The 24,681-nt window shown below is 62.2% G+C and carries 18 protein-coding genes and 2 pseudogenes; 9 read left to right on the top strand and 11 right to left on the bottom strand.

Features of this window, described 5'->3' with window-relative positions:
- Positions 1–25: 25 nt before the first annotated feature.
- The gene (gene efp, locus D0550_RS26655; protein ID WP_116812242.1) at positions 26–601 is read right to left on the bottom strand and encodes an elongation factor P; all 576 of its coding nucleotides are present in this window, start codon (positions 599–601) and stop codon (positions 26–28) included.
- 72 nt (positions 602–673) lie between these two features.
- Here efp and epmB point away from each other — a divergent pair, with 72 nt between their 5' ends.
- From epmB to fic, 3 genes and pseudogenes are all read left to right on the top strand, one after another.
- Positions 674–1,744, top strand: coding sequence for an EF-P beta-lysylation protein EpmB (gene epmB / locus D0550_RS26650; RefSeq protein WP_116812241.1), 1,071 nt, complete (start codon positions 674–676; stop codon positions 1,742–1,744).
- A gap of 31 nt (positions 1,745–1,775) precedes the next feature.
- Entirely contained in the window at positions 1,776–3,827 is a 2,052-nt protein-coding gene (locus D0550_RS26645) for an EAL domain-containing response regulator (RefSeq protein WP_153067360.1), read from the top strand.
- 121 nt (positions 3,828–3,948) lie between these two features.
- Positions 3,949–5,109: pseudogene (gene fic, locus D0550_RS36525) on the top strand (protein adenylyltransferase Fic).
- A 33-nt stretch (positions 5,110–5,142) separates the two neighbouring features.
- Here the strand turns inward: fic and cofH are convergent.
- The 5 genes from cofH to D0550_RS26615 are packed head-to-tail and all read right to left on the bottom strand — an operon-like array spanning position 5,143 to position 12,162.
- Positions 5,143–7,479 (bottom strand): 5-amino-6-(D-ribitylamino)uracil--L-tyrosine 4-hydroxyphenyl transferase CofH, encoded by a 2,337-nt coding sequence (cofH, locus tag D0550_RS26635; protein WP_116812239.1) that lies wholly within the window; start codon positions 7,477–7,479, stop codon positions 5,143–5,145.
- Entirely contained in the window at positions 7,467–8,072 is a 606-nt protein-coding gene (gene cofC / locus D0550_RS26630; protein WP_116812238.1) for a 2-phospho-L-lactate guanylyltransferase, read from the bottom strand. Before cofC ends, cofH begins: the two co-directional genes overlap by 13 nt.
- An 11-nt stretch (positions 8,073–8,083) precedes the next feature.
- Positions 8,084–8,764 carry an NADPH-dependent F420 reductase gene (gene npdG, locus D0550_RS26625; protein WP_206606561.1) on the bottom strand — a complete coding sequence of 227 codons (681 nt, stop codon included), beginning with the start codon at positions 8,762–8,764 and terminating at the stop codon, positions 8,084–8,086.
- 2 nt (positions 8,765–8,766) lie between these two features.
- Entirely contained in the window at positions 8,767–9,765 is a 999-nt protein-coding gene (locus D0550_RS26620; RefSeq protein WP_116812237.1) for an LLM class flavin-dependent oxidoreductase, read from the bottom strand.
- Positions 9,766–12,162 (bottom strand): TonB-dependent receptor, encoded by a 2,397-nt coding sequence (locus D0550_RS26615; RefSeq protein WP_206606560.1) that lies wholly within the window; start codon positions 12,160–12,162, stop codon positions 9,766–9,768. It abuts the gene before it with no gap.
- A 269-nt stretch (positions 12,163–12,431) separates the two neighbouring features.
- On the opposite strand from D0550_RS26615, the gene D0550_RS26610 reads away from it, so the two are divergent.
- The 3 genes from D0550_RS26610 (at position 12,432) to D0550_RS26600 (ending at position 15,178) form a co-directional block, all read left to right on the top strand.
- Complete coding sequence (locus tag D0550_RS26610) at positions 12,432–13,649, top strand: MFS transporter (RefSeq protein WP_161966066.1); 1,218 nt, start codon at positions 12,432–12,434, stop codon at positions 13,647–13,649.
- On the top strand, positions 13,646–14,077 hold the full coding sequence (locus D0550_RS26605) for an ester cyclase (protein WP_116812235.1): 432 nt from the start codon (positions 13,646–13,648) through the stop codon (positions 14,075–14,077). Before D0550_RS26610 ends, D0550_RS26605 begins: the two co-directional genes overlap by 4 nt.
- A 69-nt stretch (positions 14,078–14,146) precedes the next feature.
- Positions 14,147–15,178 carry an AraC family transcriptional regulator gene (locus D0550_RS26600; RefSeq protein WP_116812234.1) on the top strand — a complete coding sequence of 344 codons (1,032 nt, stop codon included), beginning with the start codon at positions 14,147–14,149 and terminating at the stop codon, positions 15,176–15,178.
- A 17-nt stretch (positions 15,179–15,195) separates the two neighbouring features.
- Here the strand turns inward: D0550_RS26600 and parC are convergent, their stop codons facing one another.
- From parC to D0550_RS26575, 5 genes are all read right to left on the bottom strand, one after another.
- On the bottom strand, positions 15,196–17,442 hold the full coding sequence (gene parC, locus D0550_RS26595) for a DNA topoisomerase IV subunit A (protein WP_116812233.1): 2,247 nt from the start codon (positions 17,440–17,442) through the stop codon (positions 15,196–15,198).
- Positions 17,443–17,485: 43 nt separating this feature from the next.
- Complete coding sequence (parE, locus tag D0550_RS26590; RefSeq protein WP_116812232.1) at positions 17,486–19,375, bottom strand: DNA topoisomerase IV subunit B; 1,890 nt, start codon at positions 19,373–19,375, stop codon at positions 17,486–17,488.
- A gap of 93 nt (positions 19,376–19,468) precedes the next feature.
- Complete coding sequence (locus D0550_RS26585) at positions 19,469–20,071, bottom strand: DUF3501 family protein (protein ID WP_116812231.1); 603 nt, start codon at positions 20,069–20,071, stop codon at positions 19,469–19,471.
- Positions 20,061–21,452, bottom strand: a complete 1,392-nt coding sequence (locus tag D0550_RS26580; RefSeq protein ID WP_116812230.1) for a heterodisulfide reductase-related iron-sulfur binding cluster — start codon at positions 21,450–21,452, stop codon at positions 20,061–20,063. The genes D0550_RS26585 and D0550_RS26580 overlap by 11 nt, the downstream gene beginning before the upstream one ends.
- A 139-nt stretch (positions 21,453–21,591) precedes the next feature.
- Positions 21,592–22,008 carry a rubrerythrin family protein gene (locus D0550_RS26575; RefSeq protein ID WP_116812229.1) on the bottom strand — a complete coding sequence of 139 codons (417 nt, stop codon included), beginning with the start codon at positions 22,006–22,008 and terminating at the stop codon, positions 21,592–21,594.
- Between the two features lie 201 nt (positions 22,009–22,209).
- Between D0550_RS26575 and D0550_RS26570 the strand changes: the two genes are divergently transcribed.
- The 3 genes and pseudogenes from D0550_RS26570 to dxs form a co-directional block, all read left to right on the top strand.
- The gene (locus D0550_RS26570) at positions 22,210–22,509 is read left to right on the top strand and encodes an exodeoxyribonuclease VII small subunit (protein ID WP_116812228.1); all 300 of its coding nucleotides are present in this window, start codon (positions 22,210–22,212) and stop codon (positions 22,507–22,509) included.
- Positions 22,510–22,513: 4 nt separating this feature from the next.
- Positions 22,514–23,464 (top strand): polyprenyl synthetase family protein, encoded by a 951-nt coding sequence (locus tag D0550_RS26565; RefSeq protein WP_116812227.1) that lies wholly within the window; start codon positions 22,514–22,516, stop codon positions 23,462–23,464.
- Positions 23,465–23,546: 82 nt separating this feature from the next.
- Positions 23,547–24,681: pseudogene (gene dxs / locus D0550_RS26560) on the top strand (1-deoxy-D-xylulose-5-phosphate synthase); the annotation flags it as partial.

Raw genomic sequence — 24,681 nt, 5'->3', positions numbered from 1 at the left:
TCTTTGCTTTCGAGCGGGAAACTGCTTACGCCGGCGCCTTGGCGCGAGCGATGTACTCACCGGTGCGAGTGTCGACGCGGATGTACTCGCCTTGATCGATGAACAACGGGACGCGCACCGTGGCGCCGGTTTCCAGCTTGGCGGGCTTGCCGCCGCCGGTTGCGGTGTCACCGCGCAGGCCCGGGTCGGTCTCGGTGACCTTCAATTCGACGTGCGCCGGCGGCGTCACGTTCAGCGGCTCGCCATTCCACAGCATGACGGTGCAAGTCATGCCGTCCTTCAGCCAGATCGAGCCATCGCCCAGCGCTTCCTTACCGGCGGTGTACTGCTCGAACGACTCCGGATTCATGAAGGTCCAGAACTCGCCGTCCGTATAGAGATATTGCATTTCCGTTTCAACGACGTCGGCCGCCTCGGCGGTATCGCCCGACTTGAAGGTGCGCTCGGTCACCTTGCCGTTCTTCAGATTGCGTACTTTGACCCGGTTGAATGCCTGACCCTTGCCGGGCTTGACCATCTCGTTCTCGACGATGGAATACGGGACACCCTCGAGCAAGATCTTAACGCCCGATTTAAATTCATTGGTTGAGTAACTGGCCATTGGGCACCGCGGCTGAAAGTCTGCGAAAATGGACCGGTCCCGCAGTCCCGCGAGGCCCGGCAAAGGGCGCAGATGATAGCCGCAACCTCCTACGCAAACCAGTTGAACAGCCAGCCCGACCCCATTGCGCTCGCGCCCACCGCCCGGAACGGTGCGGACGGACCCGGCTGGCAGCAATTGTTGGCGGACGCGATCAGCGATCCCCGGGAACTGTGCACCCGGCTCGATCTCGACCCGGCGCTGGTCTTGCCTGCGATAGCCGCAGCCAAAGATTTCGCTCTGCGAGTGCCCCGCAGCTACGTGGCCCGCATGCGCAAGGGGGATCCGAACGACCCGTTGCTCCTGCAAGTCCTGCCCGTTGCCGCGGAAAACGAGGTGGTCGCGGGCTTCGTTACCGACCCGGTCGGCGATATGGACCGGCGCGCCGCCCAGGGCCTGCTGCACAAATACCGGGGCCGGGCGTTGCTCGTGGCCACCGGCGCCTGCGCCGTTCATTGTCGATACTGCTTTCGCAGGCATTTTCCCTATGGCGAAGAGTCGGCCCTACAGCAGGGCTGGCACGGCGCCATTGAGCACCTGCGCGCCGACCCGACCATCACCGAAGTGATCCTGAGCGGCGGCGACCCCTGGAGCCTGAGCGATCGCCGGCTCAAGCAGCTGACCGACGCGCTTCAGGCGATCCCTCATATCCGTCGCCTGCGGGTCCATACCCGCTACCCCATCGTGCTCCCCGAGCGTATCGACAGCGGTTTGCTCGACTGGCTGCAGGGGGTCCGGCTGCAGAAAGTGGTGGTCATGCATGCCAATCACGCCCGTGAAGTCGACGCTTCGGTGCGCCTGGCCTGCCAGCGGCTGTCTGCGGCGGGCGTCACTCTGCTGAACCAGTCGGTACTGCTCAAAGGCGTCAACGACAACGTCGACGCCCTCGCCGAATTAAGTGAAGCGCTATTCGAGACGCATGTCCTTCCCTATTACCTCCATGTATTGGACAAAGTGCGGGGTTCGGCGCACTTCGATCTGCCCGAATCCCGGGCGCTGCAACTCCACCAGGAGCTGACCGCGCGCCTGCCCGGCTATCTGGTGCCAAAGCTGGTGCGTGAGATCGCCGGCGCCCCGGCGAAGACCGCCGTCGTGGCCGCCTGAGTCGTTTGGAAGTTTTTGCTGGAGTAGTACGTTGGCCGAATCTAGCGCCGTGCCGATGATCGTCCTGACCCGCCATCAGGACAACGTCGAGGCGATCAACAGCACCCTGCGCAATGCCGGCGTGGCCGTGCGCTGCAATTGGATCAAGGAGCTGACCGACCTCGGCGAAGCTCTGCAGCAGATCAATGCGCACATGCTGGTGGCGTTCGTCGGCCCGGACCCGGCCGACATGACCAAGGTCATGACGGTGGTCAAACAATATGGCGCCGACGTGCCAGTGCTGTTCGCACGCGATCAGGTCGATGAGGAGATCATCGCCAACGCCATGCAACAGGGCGCGCGCGACGTAATCACGTTGATGAACCCGAATCGCTTGCGCGGTGTGGTCGCCCGCGAGCTGGAAGCGAATCGCCAGGCCCGCGCGCTCAACAGCACCATCAGCTCGGCACGCGAATATCGCGATCAGCTGAAATCTTTCATGGCCGGCTCCGCCGATGCCATTGCTCACGTGCAGGAAGGCATCATCGTCGACGCCAATCCGGCGTGGCTGGATCTGTATGGTTTCAGCGATGCCGATGCCTTGGTCGGCACGCCGCTGATGGACGTGTTCGATACGGAAGTGCACGCTGCGCTCAAGGGCGCCCTGGTCGCGTGTTTGCAGGGCAAGTGGTCCAACCACGCGCTCAAAGCGCATGCCCTGCTGAACGACGGCTCGAGCGTGCCGCTCGACCTGGAACTGTCACGCACCGAGTTCGACGGCGAGCCCGCCGTGCGCCTGTGCTTTGCCGCTCGCAAGCGTGAGTCCGGCAATCTCAACGAACAGCTCACCGAAGCGCTGGAACGCGACGCCAGCACCGGCGCGCTGCAACGGCGGTTCTTCATCGAGCATCTGAAAAAGTCGCTGGCCCAGCCCATCAAGGCGGGCGTGCGCGAGATGGTCGCCATCCAACCCGACAAGCTCGACGCCATCGCCGACGACATCGGCCCGCTGGCCGTCGAAGATTTCATCGGCCAGTTCGCCGGCCTGGTCAGCGAAACCCGCCAGGGCAGCGACTTGTTCGGTCGCTTCGGCGACGGCACGTTGCTGCTGGTGATGGAGCGCGGCACCGCGCGTGACATCGAAGTGTGGGCCACGAACCTGATCCGCAAAGTCGGCACGCAAGTGTTCCGCCTCGGCGAGAAACAAATCTCCTGCACCTGCAGCGTCGGCGTCGGCCTGATCGATCCGCGCGCACCGAACGCCAGCAGCGCCATCGCCGATGCGCTGTCCGCTCGCCGTGCCGCCGAAACGGCCGGCGGTGCGCGAGTAAACATCGTCGATCACCGCGAAGAGGACACGAAGCGCGAAGCCGCCGATGAAGTGTGGGTCAAGCGCATCCGTGCCGCCCTCATGGAAAACCGTTTCCGCCTCATGCAACAGCCCATCGCCAGCCTGCTCGGCGAAGACAAGGGCATGTTCGACGTGCTGGTACGCATGGTCGACGAGCAAGGCGCTGAGTTGCTGCCCGCCGAATTCATGGCCGCCTCGGAACGCAACGATCTGATGAAGAACATCGACCGCTGGGTGATCGGCGCGTCCATGACTTTCATCGCCAGCCGCCCGGTGAAACAATTGTTCGTGCGCCTGTCGAAAGATTCGGTGCGCGACAAGTCGCTGCTGCAGTGGCTGTTGAATCAGCTCAAGTCGTCCCGCATCGAGCCCAGCCGTCTGGCCTTCCAGATCAGCGAGCAGATCGCCACCGACTATCTGGGCGACGCCAGCGAACTGGCCAACGGCCTGCGAAAAATCGGCTTCCGCTTCACCATCGAGCACTTCGGCACCGGCCGCGACCCGCAACGCCTGATCGCGCACCTGCCCATCGACTACATCAAAGTCGACGGCACGCTGATGCAAGGCCTGGCCGTCGATCAGGCCCTGCAGAGCCGCGTCCGCGAACTGGTCGATCAAGCCAAGGGCCGCAACATCGGCACCATCGCCGAGCGCGTCGAGGACGCGAACACGATGGCGGTGCTGTGGCAGCTGGGCATCGAGTTCATTCAGGGTTACTTCGTGAATGAGCCGGAACAGGTGGTGATGGGCTGAGGCCTCATGTCGATGCTATCGACATGTCCGGAGAACATGTCGATAAAACTTGAAAATTTCGACATGTCCTGGCCAAATGTCGATTGCGTAAACATATCGGCGGTGGCCACTGCTCGCGACCATGCGCGCCAAGAAAAGCAAGAAGACGCCGGCGAGGGCGTCATCCAGGTTCAATCCCCAGCGGCAATTCAACCAGCTGCCGATGCTGCCGCCTGCGGCAGATATCGAAACCAAGACCATCCTGAAAGCCTGTATCTCCGCTCGGGCCGCGCTCGAAGGCCTCAAGCAGGCCGGGGCGCAACTGCCGAATCAGACAGTCCTCTAAATCAATAGCATTCCGCTGCTGGAAGCTCAGGCGAGTTCGGAAATCGAAAACATCGTCACCACCTCCGATGCTCTGTTCCGCTACGCACAGATCGAGGACCAAAGTCCCGACAGTGCCACCAAAGAAGCCCTGAGATACCGGACGGCGCTGGAGCGCGGCTTCCGTTCGCTCGAAACGCGGCCAATCTCGACCAATACAGCTATCGAAGTCTGTACCCAAATCAAGGGTGCGACGATGCAGATTCGGCGCGTGCCTGGCGTCGCCCTGGGCAATAATTCTTCAAAGGAAGTTATCTACACACCGCCCGAGGGCGACTCGCTATTGAGATCGAAACTGGCGAATTGGGAACGTTTCGTCCACGAGCACGACAGCATCGATCCGTTGATTCGCATGGCCGTCGCGCACTATCAATTCGAAGCCATTCACCCGTTCATTGATGGCAATGGCCGTACCGGACGCATACTCAATCTGCTCATTCTGGTCCAGTTGGGCCTGCTGGATCTACCGATTCTGTATTTGTCGCGCGCGATCATTCGCTCGAAGAGCGACTACTATCGATTACTGCTCGGCGTGACTGCGCATGGCCGATGGGAGGACTGGATTCTCTATATGCTTCACGCAGTGGCACAAACTTCAACGTGGACTACTGAGAAGATCAAAGCCATTCAGCGTCTGCAAACGCAGGCCACGGAATATATCCGCACGCACGCACCCAAGATCTACAGCAGGGAACTGGTCGAGATCATCTTCACCCAACCCTATTGCAGAATCCAAAACGTCGTCGAATCGAAGCTCGCCAAACGCCAGACCGCCTCGACATACCTGAAGACACTGGAATCGATTGGTGTCTTGAAAGAAATCAAAGTCGGCCGCGAGAAGTTATTCATCCACCCGAATTTCGTTAATCTCCTGATCAGCGACGATCACCCCGTCCGCCGCTATGGCCGAGATCATTGACGAACCAGGCCTGTGCATCCGCCATCGGGGTAGTTACGACCCATACAGCGTCGTCCGCCGCCTCGCGCGCCTGTCTATCTGCTCGATCAGAGCCGCCATTCGAGGAGCTTCGAAGGCTTGACCGTGGATGGCGCCGGCGGCTTTGCTGATCGACTCATTCATCAGCGTGCCGCCCAGGTCGTTCGCTCCCGACAGCAGACAACGCTGCGCCCATTGCGGGCCGAGCTTCACCCACGACACTTGAATGTTCCGAATGCGTGAGCCGAGGACCAGCCTCGATATCGCGTGCATGAGGATCGTCTCTCGCAGCGTCGGCCCGCGACGCGCCCTGCCCTTCAGATACATCGGCGCTTCCATGTGAACGAACGGCAGTGGCACGAATTCGGTGAAGCCGCCGGTTTCGTCCTGCAATTCCCTCACCCGCTGCAGATGCCGCGCCCAGTGCAGATAGCTCTCAATATGGCCAAACATGATGGTCGCGGTGCTGCGCAGGCCAAGCTGATGTGCCGTGCGCATCACCTCTACCCAGCTGTCCGTGTTGGGTTTGTCAGGCGCAATCACCCGACGAACCTCATCGTCCAGAATTTCTGCGGCCGTGCCCGGTAGTGAGCCCAATCCCGCGCTGCGCAGCTCCGAAAGAAACTCGCCTACGGTGATACCAAGCGTGCGCGCACCGTGAGTAATCTCGAGCGGCGAGAACGCGTGCACATGCATATCAGGCTGCACGCGCTTCACAGTGCGGCAGATTTCCAGATAGGTGTTGCCATCAAAGCTCGGGTGAATGCCACCCTGCATGCAAACTTCCGTTGCGCCTCGTTGCCACGCCTCATCAGCTCGCCTGCCGATCTCTTCCAAGTCCATGACGTACGCCGGCCCGCGCAGCGCCGCGTGTGATCGACCTTTTGAGAACGCGCAGAAGGTGCAGCGGTACAAACAGATGTTTGTGTAGTTGATGTTGCGATTGACGACGTAAGTGACCTCGTCACCCACTTGCTCGCGGCGCAACTCGTCTGCTGCTGACTGCACATGCAGAAAATCGGCACCGCGGGCCGTAAACAATTCAGCGATCGCGGCATCACCCACCCGGACACCGCCCAACAATGCCTCCACCGTCGCGACGATCGAGCTCGCCCCGCCCGGCGCTGGCGACCCCGTCAGTTCCTTCAGCTCTTGCTCGCTCGGTGAATCGGAGCCGCCAGGCGACCACGCACCAATGCGCGCCAGACCGCCACCATCACTCCAACGCAACACCTGCGCATGCAACGCCGGATCAATCCATTGCTCGCGTCGCTCGATGTACTGCGGATAGACCGTGAGCCGCTCGACCAGCGTCGCACCTCGCTGCGCCAACCTTTCGGCCAACCGATCTACATGCGGCCACGGCGCCTCGGGGTTCACATGATCCGGCGTCACGGGCGAAATGCCGCCGCAATCATTGATGCCCGCATCGATCAGCTGCGTAAAGTCACCGACGTAAAGATTCGGCGGCACTTGAATACTCATCCTTGGCCCGAACAGTAGACGCGCCATCGCCACTGTCCACGCCAACTCGTCCATCGACGGCTCTGGCGCATCCTCCATCAACGTACCGGGCTTGGCGCGGAAGTTCTGAATAATGATTTCCTGCAGATGTCCGAACTCATCATGCAGGTCGCGCAACGCCAATAGCGCCTCGACACGCTCGCGACGCGTTTCACCAATGCCAATCAGAATGCCGCTGGTCGTCGGCACCTTCGCAACACCCGCCGCTCGCAAGCTTGCCAAGCGTCGCTCCGGAGTCTTGTCTGGGGAGCCAAAGTGAGGTCCGCCTCGTTGTGACAATCGGGTCGACGCCGACTCCAACATCAAGCCCATCGACGGCGCCACTGGACGCAGCGTTCGGAACTCTGTCTCATCCATCACGCCGGGATTCAGATGCGGCAGCAACCCCGTTTCCGCTCTCACCCGAGTAGCGACTTCCTGCAGATACGACAGCGTCGACTCGTGCCCGAGCTCAGCGAGCGCTCGCCGCGCATGCGAGTATCGCGTCTCGGGCCGATCGCCGAGCGTGAACAATGCCTCTTTGCAAGCCGCGCTCGCCCCGGCCCGCGCGATCGCGACTGCCTCATCGATATTCAGGTAAGCACGCTCCAAAGACCGGGGCGTAGTCGCAAACGTGCAGTAGTGACATACGTCGCGACACAACCGCGTCAGCGGGATAAACACTTTGCGAGAATAAGTGATGAGCGAACCAAAGCCGGCATCGCGCCGGTCGGCCGCTGCCGGCGCCAGCAAACGCCAATCGACATCGAGCAGCGCCAGGGCCTGCTCCACCGTCGCCCGCTCACCGACTGCCGCAAGCACACCGGCCACCGAGCTCACGAAAGCCATCTCGGTTGCTCGACTTCCCTGTGACCGATCAGTTCCAGATCCTGCGGATCGTCGACATCGAATCCCAGCCCCAACGTCTTCACGACGCGAGGCACGACGCCCGCGGCGCGAGCCGCGTTGCAGTGACGCTTGAAGCTGTTCTCACCGAACAGCGGCTCGATCACGCCGGGCGTGCGACACCAAAGCGCGTTGGTGCCGCTGTCGCGACGGTCGGGTGCGATCACGATCTCATCGCCGTGCCGCGACAGCATCTCGATATCTTCCGGCTGCAGAAAAGGCAGATCGCCATTGATGAGCAGCAACTCGCCTCGGGGCCGATGGATGGCGATTGCCTGCTGGTACGCGGCTCGGGTCCCGAGATCGACATAGAGATCGATTGCCGAAGCGCCCAGCCGCTGCGCGAAGTGCGCCACTTCATCGCTCGCCGTCGCCACCGCCACACTCGCAATGGAACTCGTCTGCAGCAGCGTCTTCAGCACATGTTCGGCCATGCGAAAGTACAGCTCGCGCCGCGACTTCGCAGTCAAGCTGCCTGAGAGCCGAGCCTTGGCCCGATCCGGATGTTTCAATGCGACGATCGCCTGGGTCGCCATTCGACAACTCGTCAATGTGCGCCCGTTACACCCGTGATGCGAATGCCCGCCCCCGGCACCTTGTAGCGCCGGTTGATCGCGATCAGCAGTGAGGTGAGCCCTTCGGTCACCAGCGAGTTCCGCAGCGGACCGCAACGCCAGCCTTGCAGTCCTGCGGCCTCGGTCAGCTCCACCGCAACCTGTGCCGCCCGATCGTCGTCCGCGCAGATCAGCACGTCGCACTCGATCGTGTGATCCAGATCGGCAAGGTGATGCGCGGATACATTCTGAAACGCCGACACGACAGCGACTTCTGGCCCCAGCGCCGCCTGCAGTCGTTCCACCGCGGACCCACCGGGCAGCTGCGCGATCTCGACCTTGGGCGGCACGAGCGGCACCGTCACATCGATCAACACTTTGCCCACGAGCGCGGGGCGCACCTGCAGAGCCGTGTCGAGCTGAGCAGCGAACGGAACAGCAAGCACAACCACATCGGCTTGCTCAGCGGCGTCGAGATTGAGTGCTGCATCGATGCGAGCGGTCGCACTCAGCTTTTCACGCAGTGTCGCGGCCGTCGTCTGCGCGCGAGCCGCATCTCTGCCGCCGATGATGACGTGATAGCCCGCATGCGCCCAACGCAAAGCCAGTCCTCTGCCCTCGCGCCCGGTACCACCAAGCACGGCGATTGTTTTGATTCGTCTGGACGAGTGCACGATTATTTCCGTCGGAAGTGCGGCAGGATCTGGGTGCCGACAAGATGCATGGCTTGCGCCGGATCCGGACCGGTGGGCGTGCCGAACGACACATGATCCGCGCCGGCCGCAATCAACTCTTCGACCTGCTCGATCACATCGTGGGGCGTGCCGGTCAGCGTGAACGCCCGGATGGCCTGCTGCGGTACCAGCGATTTGGCGCGCGCGAGATCGCCGCTCACGTAGGCACGATATGACGCGTCGATCGCTTCGGGATCGAGACCCGCTGCGGTCGTCATCGGAGCAAGGAACGGTTGGATCAGCGCCAGCATGCCGCGAATACAATCCTCCGCACTCGCACGATCGTCCGCGATCGAGGACAACGGGCCAACGATGAGCTGCACGCTCGATGGATCGCGCCCTGCTTCAATCGCACCCGCAAGCATCTCGGTGCGCAGCTTCGACAAGTAAGCGCCGCTGCCGATGCAGTCCGCCTTGATGCCCGATGCAACACCACCGGCCATACGCGCCATCTGCGGTCCCCACGTGCCGATGAAGATCGGAATCCGTCGCGGCGTTGGGAACTGAAACTTCAGATCGGCGGTCGCTTGAAAGAACTCGCCGTCGAAGGGCTCGGTCTTTGCCTGCAGCACATGCTCCATCATCAAGTACGCTTCCTTCAGCGCGCGCACCGGCTTGACCGGCTTCGCGACACCGAGCATCTGATTGAAGCCGCCGCGACCCAGACCGCACACCATGCGCCCGTTGCTGAGCTCATCCAGCGCCGCAAGGTTTGCCGCGTGATACACGGGGCTCGCCACCTGCGGAGTGACGATGAACGGGCCCAGCTTCACGCGCTGAGTATGCGCCGCCATCAAGGCGAGAATGGGCCACGCGGGCCGCATGATGAGATCGTCCGAAACGTGGACCTCATCGAACCCATATTGCTCGGCATGCTGCGCGATGGGAACGTATTCCCGCATCGGCAGCGAGCCGGTCACTGTCATGCTGAACGTCGTCATTTAGAAGCCGTACCGTAAGCTGAGATACCACTCTCGTGGCCGTGACACCGCCGCCTGGAAGAACCCCGTACCGGGATTGGCGAGTCCGTTGACCATGTACGCCTCGTCGGTGAGATTCGTCCCACCGAGCGACACCTGCCACTGCTCGTCGGCCGTTTTATAAGTGAGGGCTGCGTTCAGTACGCCGTACGCGTCCTGTTCGAGCACCGGGCTGTTGGTGAACTCCTTGAACTGCTTGCTGCGATAGCTGTAGTCGGCGCGCAGCGCGAGGCGTCCCGCAACGTTGTCCATGAAGGTCAGCGTGCCGCCGACGTTAGCTGTCCATTTCGGTGTGTTCGGCAGCTCGGCGGACTCGATGCCCGGATAGTTTGCAAGGGCCAACGGCGAGAAATACGTGTACTCCGCGTCGACGTAGCCCAGCGACGCATCGACTCGCAACCAGTCGGTAGCCGCGAACGAGCCTTCCATTTCGATGCCGCGAATCTGCGCCGAAGCGGCATTCGACAACACCGGCACGAAGTTGCCGATCGGTCCGTCGCCATCCGGGTCGATGTTGTAGGTGACCTGAATGTCGTCGTAGTCGGTGTGGAAGCCGGCGATGTTCAATCGCAGCCGGCGTTGCAGCCACTCGCTCTTCAAGCCCACTTCATAGGTGACCGCGGTCTCGGGCCCGGCATAGGAAACGATATCGTTCGGATTGGTGCCCGGCCCCGGCAGCACCGGCGGGAAGTAACGCATCGTGAAACCGCCGCCCTTGAACCCCTTCGAATAGGACACGTACGCCATCGCGTCGTTGGCAAAGAGGTAGTTGAGCGACGCCATCGGCGTGGTCGCATCGCTAGTGCGCTCGTACCAACCTGCAGGAAACAGTGGCGTGCCGGGTGCGCCGAATGCGCCGTCGACAGGATTCACGAATCCGGGAATGCGTACGGACGAGCCGCCGTTGTAGCCCTGCAGGACCTGCAGCCCAGGATTGAACTCACGCACTTCATACGTGTATCGCAAGCCGCCAGTGAGCGACAGCTGCTCGGTCAGATCGTAGGTGACCTGGCCGAAAGCCGCGTAACTATCGTTCTCGATGGCGCCGCCGGAGAGAAACTGCACCAGCGTGATGTCCACCGGAAAGCGCTGCTCGCCCTCTTCACGCAGATAGTAAGCGCCCGCAACGAAATGCAGCCGATCGTCGAAGGCATCGCCGGTGATCTGTATTTCCTGACTGAGCTGCTTGGTGCCAATGCGCTGACCGATGGTATCGGTGTAGTACGCCGAGCCGGTCAGCTCCTGCAGGATGTCGACGCTCACGCGGCGATAGGCTGAGATGGAGCGCACATCGAAGGCATCGAGCGACCAGTCCAGCGTCAGCGACGTGCCCCAGATGTTGGCCTGGGAGTAATTGGCAGCGTCGTTGTTGTTGGTTGTCTCACGGGACGACAGCGAGCGCTCGTACTGACTGTTGTAACAGAGCGGATTATTGAAGCGCGCCGCGCCGGCACTGGGCAGACACACCCCACCCGGCACACCCGCGTTGTACAAGGACGAGAAGCCGCCGTTCTCATCGGCATTCAAAACGATCGTACCTGCCGCCTCTTCATCGATGCGCGAGCCGTCGATCGCGACGGTGGCGAGCAGGTTATCCAGCAGATCGATTTCAGCGACCAGGCGACCGGACAGTTGATCCTTGTTCCCCTGTCGCTTGCCCGTGTCCCTGCCAGTGAGGGGCGACACGCGTTTCACGTGACCATCGCGGCTTTGATAACTGCCCGTGAAGCGCAGTCGCAGGCTGTCATTGATGGGCGATGACATGCCGGTTTTCACGTCGAAGCGATCGAACGCGCCCGTGATTACTTCGCTGTAGAACTCGGGCTCGGTGCTCGGACGCCGCGACACCAGCTGAATGGCGCCGCCGAGCGTGTTCTTGCCAAACAGGGTTCCCTGCGGACCTCGCAACACTTCCAAACGTCCGATATCGACTGTGTCGAGCAGTGAGCCGATCGACTTACCGACATAGACGCCGTCGAGATAGATGCCGACGCCCGGCTCGACGGTCAACACATAGTCCGTCTGGCCGATGCCGCGAATCGCAATCTGCGTCGCCGCGCCGCCGCCGGACTCGCTCGCCACGCTGTCGAACTGCACGTTGGGCACATAGCCGGTGATATCGGCCGCCGATTGAATATTCCGCTCCTGCAGAGCGCGCTCGCCAAAGGCGCTCACCGCCAGCGGCGTCGTCTGAACATTCTCCTCGCGCTTGCGGGCAGTGACTGTGAGTTCCTCCAGCACCGCATCCGAAACATCCTGTGCCCAGACCGAACCACCGCCGCCCAAGGCCAGCGGCAGACAGAAGAGCGCAAACCATCCATGAACCGCGCCGCGGCCCACCGTAGCGAACATCATCATTGACCTCATCGTTGCTGATCGTGCCGGCACGACCGGCGAGCGCATCTTCTCTGTGCGCATTGACCTGCTCAAAGCCAGTTCCGGCAACGCGAGCCGGTTTCTGCAAGCCACCCGGCCCATTGTGAGCCGCGACACATTCGGCTTTGACGCCCGCTGTCCAGTTCTCGCAACTTTGTTTGCAAGACCGGGACCGACGACCGCGGACAGCGATTGCAATGCTCGCGCCGCATGTACTCTCGCCCGCCACCATGGCGACCTCAGACCGACCGATGAGCCGTTCCTCCAGCGCGACCGCAGCCGCGATCAGCGTGTACGCGGGCGGATTGATATTGGGCATGACACTGGTGAGCGTGCCCGCGAGCAGCGCGCTGCTCAAACAACTGCACGGCTTCAGCGATGCACAGTACGGCGCGATCTATCTGCCGCAATTGCTGAGCGCCATCGTCGGCGGCCTGGCGGGCGGACTGCTATCGAATGTGCTGGGAACCAAACGTCTGCTCATCCTCGCGCTCGCCTGTTTGCTCGTGGCGCAGCTCGCTTTGGCTGCCAGCGCAGCCCTGCCGCCAGCGCATGCGCTGTCGGCATTGATGATAACGACCGGTTGCATCGGCTTGGGAATCGGCCTGGGAAGCGGGCCGCTCAATGCGTATCCCGTCGTTTTGTTTCCTGCGGTGAGCAACACCGCGCTTACGGCGCTACATACGATCGTCGGCGTCGGCATGATGCTCGCGCCGATTTATCTGTCGACGTTCGCTCAGCAGGACAACTGGTTGTTCGGCGTGCTGGTACTGTCGGCGGTGACACTCATCCTCACACTGACCGCGATGCTCGCCGCATTCCCATCGATCGCGACGAGCGAAGTAACGACCAGCGTCCCAGCGCAGCGCCCGGAACGACGCACCCTGTTCTGGATCTGCGCCGTCATCGCGGTGATCTATTCGGTCGCCGAGGGCATCTTCTCCAACTGGGCCATGCTATTCATCCAGGAGGAGCGCGGCATGGATGCAGCAACCGCGTCACTCGCCCTCACCTGTTTCTGGGGCGCGTTGACCGGCGGTCGACTGCTCGCGTCGTTCATCGTCATTCGTGTCCCGCCACTCGCATTCCTGTTCGCGTTGCCACCCATGATGACGGCGGCATTTTGTTTGTTGCCCATCTCGGATAGCGCCGCTGATTTGATCGGCGCCTTCGCGTTCGCGGGCGCCGCCTGTTCCGCTTATTTCCCGATGTTGGTCGCCTACGCAGCCAGCGCGTTCCCACAGCGCGTGGCGTGGATTGCTTCCATGATGATTACCGCGCAAATGGTCGGTATCGGACTGGGCACCTATGTGATCGGTTTGATCAAGGGAACGGCATCGATCACTTCCCTTTACTACGTTGCAACCACCCTGCCCGCGGCGACCCTGATGCTCATCGCGATGGGGCGCCACCTGGCCGCACCTAAAGCGCGCGGCCCGATCAATGCTTCAAGTGTGAGGTCCTCATGACACAATCCGCCGATACCCTGTTCGATGCACTCTCGAGCGCCTGGAATTCCCAGAACGTGGATGCCCTGTGCGCGCTGTTCACTCCCGACTGCACCTACATCGACCTGGCTTTCGGCGTGACCTCGCACGGCCACGCTGGATTGCGTGACTTCGCACGTCACGTCTATTCCACGCTGCCGAACTTCGATGTGCAGTTTCCGGTGCGCTTTCGTTCAGGAACTCAGGCGGCGTCGGAATGGATCATCACCGGCACCTGGAAAGGCGACTTCGAGGGCGCGGATTGCACCGGCCGGGCGACGCGCTTCACCGGCCTGGCACGCTATGAACTGGTGGGCGACAAGATCCACCTGAACATCGATTGCTGGGACTTCCTGGCGCTCGCCAAGGTGCTGCGGCCAAGCGCAAGGGTTGCTTTCGACCCGGCGTGAGCCAGTTCACGCGCGGATTACGCTCTTACGGATTGGAGCCTCATTCCTGGACGGTGGTCTACCGCGCTCATGCAATCACTCTCAGCGACGTTCAGCCGCATGTCGGCGGACGACTACTTCATTGCGCCTCGGGCTGAATCGCCCGAGGGCAAATCGTCGCGCACCGAATCCATCGATGCGCAAACGGCCGTGGCAAGCGTCAGCCGTGTGTTCTTCCCTCATCACATTCGTCTGCACCACGAGCGGCAGCGGCTGGAGTTTCGTCATAGCGCCGGCCGGCTGGCGCAGATCTCGTTCAATCAGATCACTTATGGCGGCGAGCTGGACATTCTGGTCAACGAGCCACGGCGCAGCCACTTCGTGCTGGTCGTGCCCTTGCGCGGCAACATGCTCATGCATTCCCGAGAGCGCAGCTGGGACCTGACCGCCGGTACGTTGATGCTGATGAGCCCGCATGTCGGCTATCGATTCACTCACTTCGAGAAGGACGCGCATCTGGCGGTGGGCATTCCTCGCCATCGCATAGAAACATCCGATGCCAACTGCAACGAGCGACTGGCGCAGGGACTGGATCCGGTGAGCATCGATGAGACCAGCCAGAGTCTGCTCGACTATATCGGCTTCATCTGCAATGAGTTCAATCGTGGCAGCACGATGCTGCGCTCCGACGGCGTGCGCGCGGGCATCGAGAATACGTTCATCACCCTGCTGCGGGCGATGCTGTTTCCGGATCAGGTCAGTAGCGCCAGCAATTCGAACATCGTGCCGGGCTTCGTGCATCGCGCGGAGCGTTTCATTCAGCAGCATCTGACCGAGGACATTCACCTCGAGGACATCGTCAAGGCGGCCGGCGTCCCGGCGCGTACGCTGCACTATGGATTCCGGCGGTTTCGCAGCAGCACGCCGATCCGGTGGCTGCGGCAGAAGAGATTCGAGCAGGCCCGCCAGGATTTGCTGGCGGGGGCTCGGGATGGGTTGCAGGTCATCGACGTCGCGCATCGCTACTGGATGCATCACGGCGGGCGCTTCGCGATCAACTATCAGAAGTTGTTCGGCGAAGCGCCCTCGACGACCTTGCGGTCCGCGCTCAAGGGAAGCTGAGCGCGCGCGAACTCGCTTTAGGCAGGCTCGACTTCCAGCTTATCGACCTTCCGCCAGCCTCGCGGCAACACGGCGCCGCGCTGCGCGCGCTCGCCCTTGTATTCCTTGAGGTCGGCGTACTTGATGGTCATCTTGCGATCGCCGGAGCGGACCACGAGATTCTGCTCCGAGGTGATGACGGCGATGGCCGTCATGGTCTCGTCGCCCTTGGCGGACACACCGAAGATCTTGTTGCCCTTGCCCTTCGGCAGCTCCGGCAAATCCTTCACCGGGAACACCAGCATCTTGCCTTCGCTGCTGGTGGCACAGATCAATGCTTTCTCATCGGCCGGCACCAGCGCAGGCGCCAGCGCCTTGCTGCCCTCGGGCACCTTGAGCACGGCTTTACCGGCTTTGTTACGAGAGTGCAGCTCACCGATCGGCACGACGAAGCCGTACCCGGCGTCTGAAGCGAGCACACATTTCTCGGTGGCTTCGCCGATCAGCACGCCAGAGAACGACGCGCCTTCCGGCGGATCGAGGCGACCCGACAGCGGCTCGCCGTTACCACGCGCCGACGGCAACGAATGCGCGATCAGCGTGTAGGTGCGACCGGTGCTGTCCAGGAACACTGCTTGCTGGGTGTTTTTGCCCCTCGCAGCGGCGAGGAACGCGTCGCCCGTCTTGTATGAAATCGACGTTGGATCGATTTCGTGGCCCTTCGCTGCGCGCACCCAGCCACGCTCGGACAGAATCACCGTCGTCGGCTCGGTCGTCACCAGCTCGGTCTCGTCGATGGCCACGCCGGCGGCGCGCTCGATGATCTTGGTACGGCGATCGTCGCCGAATTCCTTCGCGGCCGCTTCCAGCTCGTCGCGCACCAGCTTCTTCAGCTTGGCCTTGCTGCCGAGCAGCTTGTCGAGGCGGTCCTGCTCCGCAGCCAGCTCATCCTGCTCGCCGCGGATCTTCATTTCTTCCAGCTTGGCGAGGTGCCGCAAGCGCGTGTCGAGAATTGCGTCGGCCTGGATCTCGGTGATCTTGAAGCGCTTCATCAGCACCGGCTTCGGCTCGTCCTCGCGACGAATGATGCGAATCACTTCGTCCAGGTTCAGATACGCAACCAGCAAGCCTTCCAAGATGTGCAGACGCGACTTCACTTTCTCCAGTCGCCACTGCAGACGGCGCGTGACCGTGTCGATGCGGTACTTGAGCCACTCTTCGAGCAGATCCTTCAACCCCATCACTCGCGGCTTGCCGTCCAGACCGATGATGTTCAGGTTGACGCGATAGGTGCGCTCGAGGTCCGTGGTCGCAAACAGGTGATTCATCACCTGCACCAGATCGACCCGATTGTTCTTCGGCACGATCACGATGCGCGTCGGATTCTCGTGGTCGGACTCGTCGCGGATGTTCTCGACCATGGGCAGCTTTTTGGCGTTGATCTGCGCCGCCACCTGCTCCTGAATCTTCGCGCCCGACACCTGATACGGCAGCGAGGTGACGACGATCTCGCCGTCCTCCAGCTCATAGGTGGCCCGCGCGCGGAACGTCCCGTTGCCGGTCTCGTAGATTTGTTTGATATCGGCCTTGGGCGAAATGATCTCGCCGCCGGTCGGGAAGTCCGGGCCCTTCACGTCCTTCATCAGCTCACGCAGCGGCGTGTCCGGATCTTCGAGCAGACGAATAGAGGCGTTCACGACTTCGCGCAGGTTGTGCGGCGGAATGTCGGTCGCCATGCCGACGGCGATACCGGTCGCGCCGTTCAGCAGGATGTTCGGCACGCGCGCCGGCAGCAGCTTCGGCTCTTCCATCGTGCCGTCGAAGTTCGGCACCCAGTCCACCGTGCCCTGCCCCAGCTCGGACAGCAGCAGCTCCGAGTATCGAGTCAGGCGCGCTTCGGTGTAGCGATAGGCGGCGAACGATTTCGGATCGTCGGGATGACCGAAGTTGCCCTGGCCGTCGACCAGCGGATAGCGATACGAGAACGGCTGCGCCATCAGCACCATGGCTTCATAACAAGCCGAGTCGCCGTGCGGATGGTATTTACCGATCACGTCGCCGATGGCGCGCGCGGCTTTCTTGTGCTTCGCGGCCTGCCACGAGCCTTGCTCGCTCATGACGTAAACGATGCGACGTTGCACGGGCTTCAGGCCGTCGCCGATGTGCGGCAGCGCGCGGTCGAGGATGACGTACATCGAATAATCGAGGTACGCCTTCTCGGTGAACGCGCGCAGCGGCTGCTGTTCGACGCCTTCGAAATTCAAAGCAGGTTGCGTAGGCTGCATAGATCCAGAAAATGTTTATTGAATGAGGGCGAGTCGCGGCGGCTCAGGGGACCACTTCGGCAAGGTTGCCCTTGGTCTCCAGCCATTCGCGGCGATCGCTCGCACGCTTCTTCGCCAGCAGCATGTCCATCGTTGCATCGGCCTCGTCCTTGGCATCGACGGTGAGCTGCACCAGCCGGCGCGTCTCGGGCGCCATGGTCGTCTCGCGCAGCTGCAGAGCGCTCATCTCACCGAGACCTTTGAATCGGGTGACCATCGGCTTGCCGCGCGGATGCTCCGCGGCGAGACGATCGAGCACGCCCTGACGCTCGGCATCGTCGAGCGCGTAGAACACCTGCTTGCCCAGATCGATGCGAAACAACGGCGGCATGGCAACGTACACGTGCCCCGCCAGCACCAGCGGACGGAAGTGACGCAGGAACAGCGCGCACAGCAAGGTCGCGATGTGCTGACCGTCGGAATCCGCGTCGGCGAGGATGCAAACCTTGTGATAGCGCAGACCGTCGAGCTTGTCCGAGCCCGGATCGACGCCGAGCGCGATGGCGATGTGATGCACTTCCTGCGACGACAGCACGTCGCTGGCATCCACTTCCCAGGTGTTCAGGATCTTGCCGCGCAACGGCATGACGGCCTGGAACTCACGATCGCGCGCCTGCTTGGCCGAGCCACCGGCGGAATCGCCTTCGACCAGAAACAGCTCGCCGCGCTCGGGCTGCTCGGACGAACAGTCCGCCAGCTTGCCAGGCAACGCCGGGCCGGAGGTGACGCGTTTGCGAGCGACGGCCTTGGAGGCTTTCAACCGGGTCTGCGCACTCTGGATCGCCAGTTGCGCAATCTTCTCGCCGGACTCCGGATGCTGGTTCAGCCAATGGCCGAACTGATCCTTGACGATGCCGGAGACGAACGCGGCCGCTTCGCGCGAGGACAGACGCTCCTTGGTCTGGCCGGCGAACTGCGCCTCTTTCATCTTCATCGACAGCACGTAAGTGACGCCGTCCCAGACGTCTTCCGGCGCCAGCTTCAAGCCCTTCGGCAGCAGGCTGCGGAACTCGCAAAACTCGCGAATGGCATCGGTGAGACCGACGCGCAGGCCGTTGACGTGCGTGCCGCCTTGCTCGGTTGGAATGAGGTTGACGTAGCTTTCCTCGACGCGCGGACCGTCATCGATGCGCCACGCCAGCGCCCAGTCGACGGCTTCCTTGTCGCCTTCGATGGCGCCAGTGAACAGCTCCTGCGGCAGCCACTCGCCCTGTCCGAGCGACTCGGTCAGGTATTCCTTCAGGCCACCGGAGTACTGCCACTCTTCCTTCTCGCCACCTTCGACTTCCAGCGTGACATGCAGACCGGGGCACAACACTGCCTTGGCCTTGAGCACATGCTTCAGCTTCGCAATCGAGAAAGCCGCCGAGTCGAAGTAGCTGGCGTCGGGCCAGAAGCGCACGCGCGTGCCGGTGTTGCGACCGCCGACATCGCCGACCACTTTGAGCTTGGAGGTCGCCTTACCGGAGGCGAATCCGATGTGGTACTCCTTGCCGCCGCGCTTGACCCACGTCTCCAGCTTCTTGGAGAGCGCGTTCACGACCGACACACCGACGCCGTGCAAGCCGCCGGCGAACTTGTAGTTCTGATCGTTGAACTTACCGCCGGCGTGCAGCTTGGTCAGGATCAGCTCGACGCCGCTGACCTTCTCCTTGGGATGGATGTCCACCGGCATGCCGCGACCGTCGTCGGCCACTTCCAGCGAGCCATCCTTGTACACCTTGACGTCGATGCGCTTGGCGTGGCCGGACATGGCCTCATCGACGGAGTTGTCGATGACTTCATGGGCAAGGTGGTTGGGTCGACTCGTGTCCGTGTACATGCCGGGACGCCGGCGCACGGGGTCGAGACCACTGAGAACTTCAATGTCGGACGCGTTATACGATTGTGCCATCGGGTAACGAGCTGATTTCGTTAGGGGCGGAATTGGAGGCGGCGGATTCTAGCACGCGCCTTCGCCTGTACATCCACCCAGGCTAAAACCCTTTCAGCTCAGGTCTTTAGCCAACGAGTCGCGCTGGGGCTGCGACAACTGCACCTCATGGCGGTAGCTCGGGTGATCGATACCCACCTGCACGGCCGCGCCCGACTTGACCTTGGCGGCCATCTCCGCGCTCAGCTCGAAGCGCAGGAAGTGCACCGAGGAGGTCTTCTCCTCGTTCTCCCGCTCCAGGTCCTCATCGGCGATCGCAAACGAGCGCGGCAGGCCTGCCACCTGCACCCAGCAGCGATCTTCGATGCCCTTCATCGCCGCCAGGCGCTGCTTGCGCTCTTCGGCATCCGGAAACTCGATCAGGAACGTCACTTTCCAGTTCGACCCGTCCGGGATCAGCGGGTTATACGCGTCCAGCTCATCCTGAATGCCGGCCGCCTCGAAGATGCGCTCGACGCGCAGCATCTCCTGTACCTGGTACTGGACGGTGAAACGGTCCTCGAAGGCCCAGGTCACGTTCGGGCCGATGGCAATCAAACGATTGCGCTTGTGGTCCAGCACGCGGCCGCGGAATTCCTTGCGCGCGCTCGAGTACTGCTCGAGGCTCATCAAATCGGCGCGGCTCAACCGGCCAAGGTGAACGGGATCAGATGCCATAAGCCCTCCGCAATAGAGTGAGCGGATGCACCGGCGGTGTCGCCGTGCCCGTGTCCGCGCCAGTGAGACCGGACTCGATCTGATGACCGGCCATCGGACAGTCGCTGGAGTAATAGTCGGCGCCCGAGTCGTTGACGCGGCGGATCACCGGCTTGCCGATCTTCATCGACACCTGCCGATACTCCTTCTTCACGCCATAGGTTCCGTTGTGCCCGGAACAGCGCTCGATCGCATCGACCTGCGTCCCCGGCACGAGCATCAGCACATCGCGCGTCTTCAAGCCGAGATTCTGCACGCGCAAGTGACATGGCACGTGATAACTGATCTTGCCCAGCTTGTGCGGGAAGTCGGTGCTCAGCAGGCCCGCCTTGTAACGCGTCCACAGGTATTCGAACGGATCGAACATCGCATCGCGCACCTTGAGGACCTGCGGGTCATCCGGAAACATCAGCGGCAGCTCCTGCTTGAACATCAGCGTGCAGGACGGCACGGGCGTGACGATGTCCCAGCCCTCGTCGACCCACTTGGCCAGCTCCGGAACGTTTTCGTTCTTCAGCTGCTCGATGGCTTTGAGATCGCCCAGCTCGAGCTTCGGCATGCCACAGCACTTCTCGCGCCCGGCGATGGTCACGGCAATGCCGTTGTGCTCGAAGATGGCGGTGAGATCTTCGCCGAGCTGCGGCTCGTTGCGATTGCCGTAACACGTAGCAAACAACACCACTTTGCCGCGCGTATCACCGGCGGGCTTCGCATCCAAGCTCGGATGTTTTTTCGCGGCATGACGCCTGCGATAAGTGTTGCTGTGATATTCCGGCACCGGCGCCTGCGGATCCACCCCGAGCGTCCGATCCAGCAGCTTGCGACCGAAGCCGGTCTTGTTGATGGCATTGACCGCTTCGGCCACCACCGGGATGCCGGCAATGCTGCCGACCAGATCGGTCGAACTGAGAATCTTGTCGCGCGCCGTGACTGGCTTCGCGCCCGCGGGGGCATTGTTGAACTTGAATGCCTTGGCTCGGAGCATCAAGTGCGGGAAGTCGACGTTCCAGGGATGCGGCGGCACGTACGGACACTTGGTCATGTAGCACATGTCGCACAGGTAACAGTGGTCGACGACATCCCAGTAGACCTTCTTGTCGACGCCGTCCACTTCACCGGTCGAGGACTCATCGACCGCGTCGAACAAGGTGGGAAAGGAGTTGCACAGACTGAAGCAGCGCCGACAGCCGTGACAGATATCGAAGACGCGCTCCAGTTCTTTGAACAGCGACGCCTCGTTGCCGTAGTCGGGATCCTGCCAGGCGATCGGATGGCGCGTCGGCGCTTCGAGACTGCCTTCGCGCGCCGGGGCGCCGGAGCTGGTTACTTTTTGTTCGGACACGCAGTTACCTGGCGAATGGCTGGGACTGAGTGAATGACGCGAAACCAACGGTCCGCAAAGCCAACGGCCGGCAGAGTTCTCCCTGCCGGCCGGCTTTGTGGAACTGATCGCGCTCGCGCATCGTGCGCGGGGCGAACGATTACAGCGTGTCGAGCGCCTTCTGGAAGCGGTTGGCGTGCGAGCGCTCGGCCTTGGCCAGCGTCTCGAACCAGTCGGCGATCTCCTCGAAGCCTTCGTCGCGGGCCTGCTTGGCCATGCCCGGGTACATGTCGGTGTACTCGTGCGTCTCACCGGCGATGGCCGCCTTCAGATTCGCACCGGTCGGACCGATCGGCAGGCCCGTGGCCGGATCGCCTACGGCCTCCAGGTACTCCAGGTGGCCGTGCGCATGGCCGGTCTCACCCTCGGCAGTGGAGCGGAACACCGCAGCGACATCGTTGAATCCTTCAACGTCCGCCTTGGCTGCGAAGTAAAGATACCGACGATTTGCCTGGGATTCGCCTGCGAAGGCGTCCTTCAAATTCTTTTCGGTGCTCGTACCTTTCAGAGTCTTCATTGCAGCTCACCTCAATTGCCGGCGGGTAGGAAGTGGCGAAACAATTGTCAGAGAGGTCGCACCCAAGGGGTCGACCCCATCATTAGACATAGTCTAATCGGTTCGAATCTAGTCCTGGCCGCTCGCGGAGTCAACGCCGCAAGCGTGGTTGGCAGCAACTGTCGCCGCCGACCAAGAACCTATAAGCTTGCCGCGCCGCCAATGACGCCCACGCCCATCGTGACCAGCAAAACCACACCCACCGAGACCGCCGTCGAGCCCACCGCGGACTTCGAACGCTCGCTGGCCGAGCTCGAAGCCATCGTTGATAAGCTCGAACACGGCGACTTGTCGCTGGACGATTCGCTGCGCCACTTCGAGCGCGGCGTACAACTGACGCGCTCGTGCCAGAGTGCACTCAAGCAGGCCGAGCAGAAAGTGGAGATTCTCCTTCGACGCAGCGCCGCCGAGGGTGATTTCGCCGCGGCACCGTTCGATACGGACGCGGACGACGAGCGTTAACCGCATGGCGGTCCAATTCAGCGCAGTCCAGCCCTCGCCCGCGGCGGGCCGGCATCCCGACTTCGCGCCTCAGCTCAAACAATGGCAGGTCCGCGTCGAGCGGGAGTTGTCGGCGCGACTGCCGGCTGTCGAGACGCAACCGAGCCGCCTGCACGAGGCGATTCGCTATAGCGTGCTCAGCGGCGGCAAACGCGTGCGACCGGCGCTCGTCTATGCGACCGGCACGGCCATCGGCCTTCCCGAGTCGATGCTCGATGGCGCCGCGTGCGCGGTCGAATTGATTCACGCCTATTCGCTGGTCCATGACGATCTGCCGGCGATGGACGACGACGACCTGCGTCGTGGCCGGCCGACGTGTCACAAAGCGTACGATGAAGCGACCGCGATTCTGGTCGGCGACTCGCTGCAGTGCCTGGCGTTCGAGCTGCTCGCCGAAGGCCCCGGCCTGCCGACCGACTCAAGCGTGCGACTGGAGCTGGTTCGTTTGCTGGCAATCGCCAGCGGCACCAGCGGCATGGCGGGCGGCCAGGCGCTGGATCTCGCGGCCATCGGTCGCAAGCTGTCGCTGGCGGAAGTCGAAGAAATGCACGTCCGCAAGACCGGCGCGCTGATTCATGTATGCGTGATGATGGCAGCGGCCTGTGCTCCGCACCTGCCCGATCACATTGCGCGCGCTTTGGATGAATATGCTCGCGCCACCGGTCTGGCTTTTCAGATTCAGGATGACCTGCTGGACGTCGAAGGCGATGTCGCCGTCATCGGCAAAGCCACCGGCGCGGATCGTGCGCACGATAAACCGACCTATCCGTCGGTCGCAGGGATCGAGCCGGCACACGAGCGTGTGCAAGAGCTACACACTCGGGCGCTGTCGGCATTGGCAAAGTTGGATGCAGCAGGTCTGCAGAGCGCGCCGCTGGCCGCGATGTCGGACTGGCTGGTCCTCAGGAAATACTGATCTTGGGCGCCAGAATTCATCCTTTACCTGCCCCGACTGCGCCAGTAATCGCCTACCCTGTTTCCTGTAAACTGCGCCGGTCATGAATTCCGCCACGCCTCATCTGTTGCTGGCAGCGATCGGCTCACCGGCCGATCTGCGCAAGCTTTCGGCCAGCGAGTTACCGCAAGTCGCCGCGGAGCTGCGCCAGTACCTGATCGATACCGTCAGCCAGATGGGCGGCCACTTCGCCGCCGGACTCGGCACGGTCGAGCTCACGGTCGCTCTGCATTATGTATTCGAAACTCCGCACGACCGGCTCGTGTGGGACGTGGGACATCAGGCGTACCCACACAAGGTGCTGACCGGCCGTCGCGATCAGTTGCACACCATCAAACAAACGGATGGCCTCGCCCCGTTTCCAACGCGCAGCGAAAGCGAGTACGACACCTTCGGCGTCGGCCATTCCAGCACTTCGATCAGCGCCGCGCTCGGCATGGCCATCGGCGCCGCTGCGAATCAGGAAGATCGTCGCGTGGTCGCCGTCATCGGCGATGGCGCCATGAGCGCCGGCATGGCCTTCGAAGCGCTGAATCATGCCGGCAGCCTCGATGTCGACATGCTAGTCATCCTCAATGACAACGATATGTCGATTTCGGAGAACGTCGGCGCGTTCTCGAATTACTTTGCGCGCGTGCTGTCCGGCAAGTTGTATGCGACGCTGCGCGAAGGCGGCAAGAAGGTGTTGAGCCGCATGCCCACCGTGTGGGAGCTGGCGCGCCGCTCCGAAGAGCACATGAAAGGCATGGTGCTGCCGGGCACGATCTTCGAGGAACTGGGCTTCAATTACATCGGGCCCATCGATGGCCACGATGTGAATGCGCTGGTCGCCACGCTGCGCAACGTGCGCGATCTGAAAGGCCCACAGTTCCTGCATGTGATCACGCGCAAAGGCAAAGGCTACGCGCCCGCCGAAGCCGATCCGATCAAGTGGCACGGCCCCGGTCCGTTCGATCCCAAAAGCGGCGTGATCTTCAAAGAGAAAGCCAGCGGCCCGAGCTACTCGCAGGTGTTCGGCCAATGGCTGTGCGACATGGCGGCTGCCGATCCCAAAAGTGGTCGCAATTACGCCGGCGATGCGCGAAGGCTCCGGCCTGGTCGAATATTCCAAACGTTTCGCGTCTCGTTACTTCGACGTTGCCATCGCTGAACCTGTCTCTTATACACATCTCCGAGCC

The organism is Steroidobacter cummioxidans (assembly GCF_003104955.1).
Note: the sequence above shows the minus strand (reverse complement) of the source record. Positions and strands in the feature narration are given on the sequence as shown.

Bases quoted from the DNA above. Each gene is read 5' to 3' on its own strand.
- efp (WP_116812242.1), bottom strand. From the start codon at position 601: ATGGCCAGTTACTCAACCAATGAATTTAAATCGGGCGTTAAGATCTTG.
- D0550_RS26620 (WP_116812237.1), bottom strand. From the start codon at position 9,765: ATGACGACGTTCAGCATGACAGTGACCGGCTCGCTGCCGATGCGGGAA.
- parE (WP_116812232.1), bottom strand. From the start codon at position 19,375: ATGGCACAATCGTATAACGCGTCCGACATTGAAGTTCTCAGTGGTCTC.
- D0550_RS26610 (WP_161966066.1), top strand. From the start codon at position 12,432: ATGAGCCGTTCCTCCAGCGCGACCGCAGCCGCGATCAGCGTGTACGCG.
- D0550_RS26565 (WP_116812227.1), top strand. From the start codon at position 22,514: ATGGCGGTCCAATTCAGCGCAGTCCAGCCCTCGCCCGCGGCGGGCCGG.
- D0550_RS26570 (WP_116812228.1), top strand. From the start codon at position 22,210: ATGACGCCCACGCCCATCGTGACCAGCAAAACCACACCCACCGAGACC.
- D0550_RS26575 (WP_116812229.1), bottom strand. From the start codon at position 22,008: ATGAAGACTCTGAAAGGTACGAGCACCGAAAAGAATTTGAAGGACGCC.
- D0550_RS26585 (WP_116812231.1), bottom strand. From the start codon at position 20,071: ATGGCATCTGATCCCGTTCACCTTGGCCGGTTGAGCCGCGCCGATTTG.
- D0550_RS26600 (WP_116812234.1), top strand. From the start codon at position 14,147: ATGCAATCACTCTCAGCGACGTTCAGCCGCATGTCGGCGGACGACTAC.
- D0550_RS26615 (WP_206606560.1), bottom strand. From the start codon at position 12,162: ATGATGATGTTCGCTACGGTGGGCCGCGGCGCGGTTCATGGATGGTTT.
- cofC (WP_116812238.1), bottom strand. From the start codon at position 8,072: ATGGCGACCCAGGCGATCGTCGCATTGAAACATCCGGATCGGGCCAAG.
- cofH (WP_116812239.1), bottom strand. From the start codon at position 7,479: ATGGCTTTCGTGAGCTCGGTGGCCGGTGTGCTTGCGGCAGTCGGTGAG.
- parC (WP_116812233.1), bottom strand. From the start codon at position 17,442: ATGCAGCCTACGCAACCTGCTTTGAATTTCGAAGGCGTCGAACAGCAG.
- epmB (WP_116812241.1), top strand. From the start codon at position 674: ATGATAGCCGCAACCTCCTACGCAAACCAGTTGAACAGCCAGCCCGAC.
- D0550_RS26605 (WP_116812235.1), top strand. From the start codon at position 13,646: ATGACACAATCCGCCGATACCCTGTTCGATGCACTCTCGAGCGCCTGG.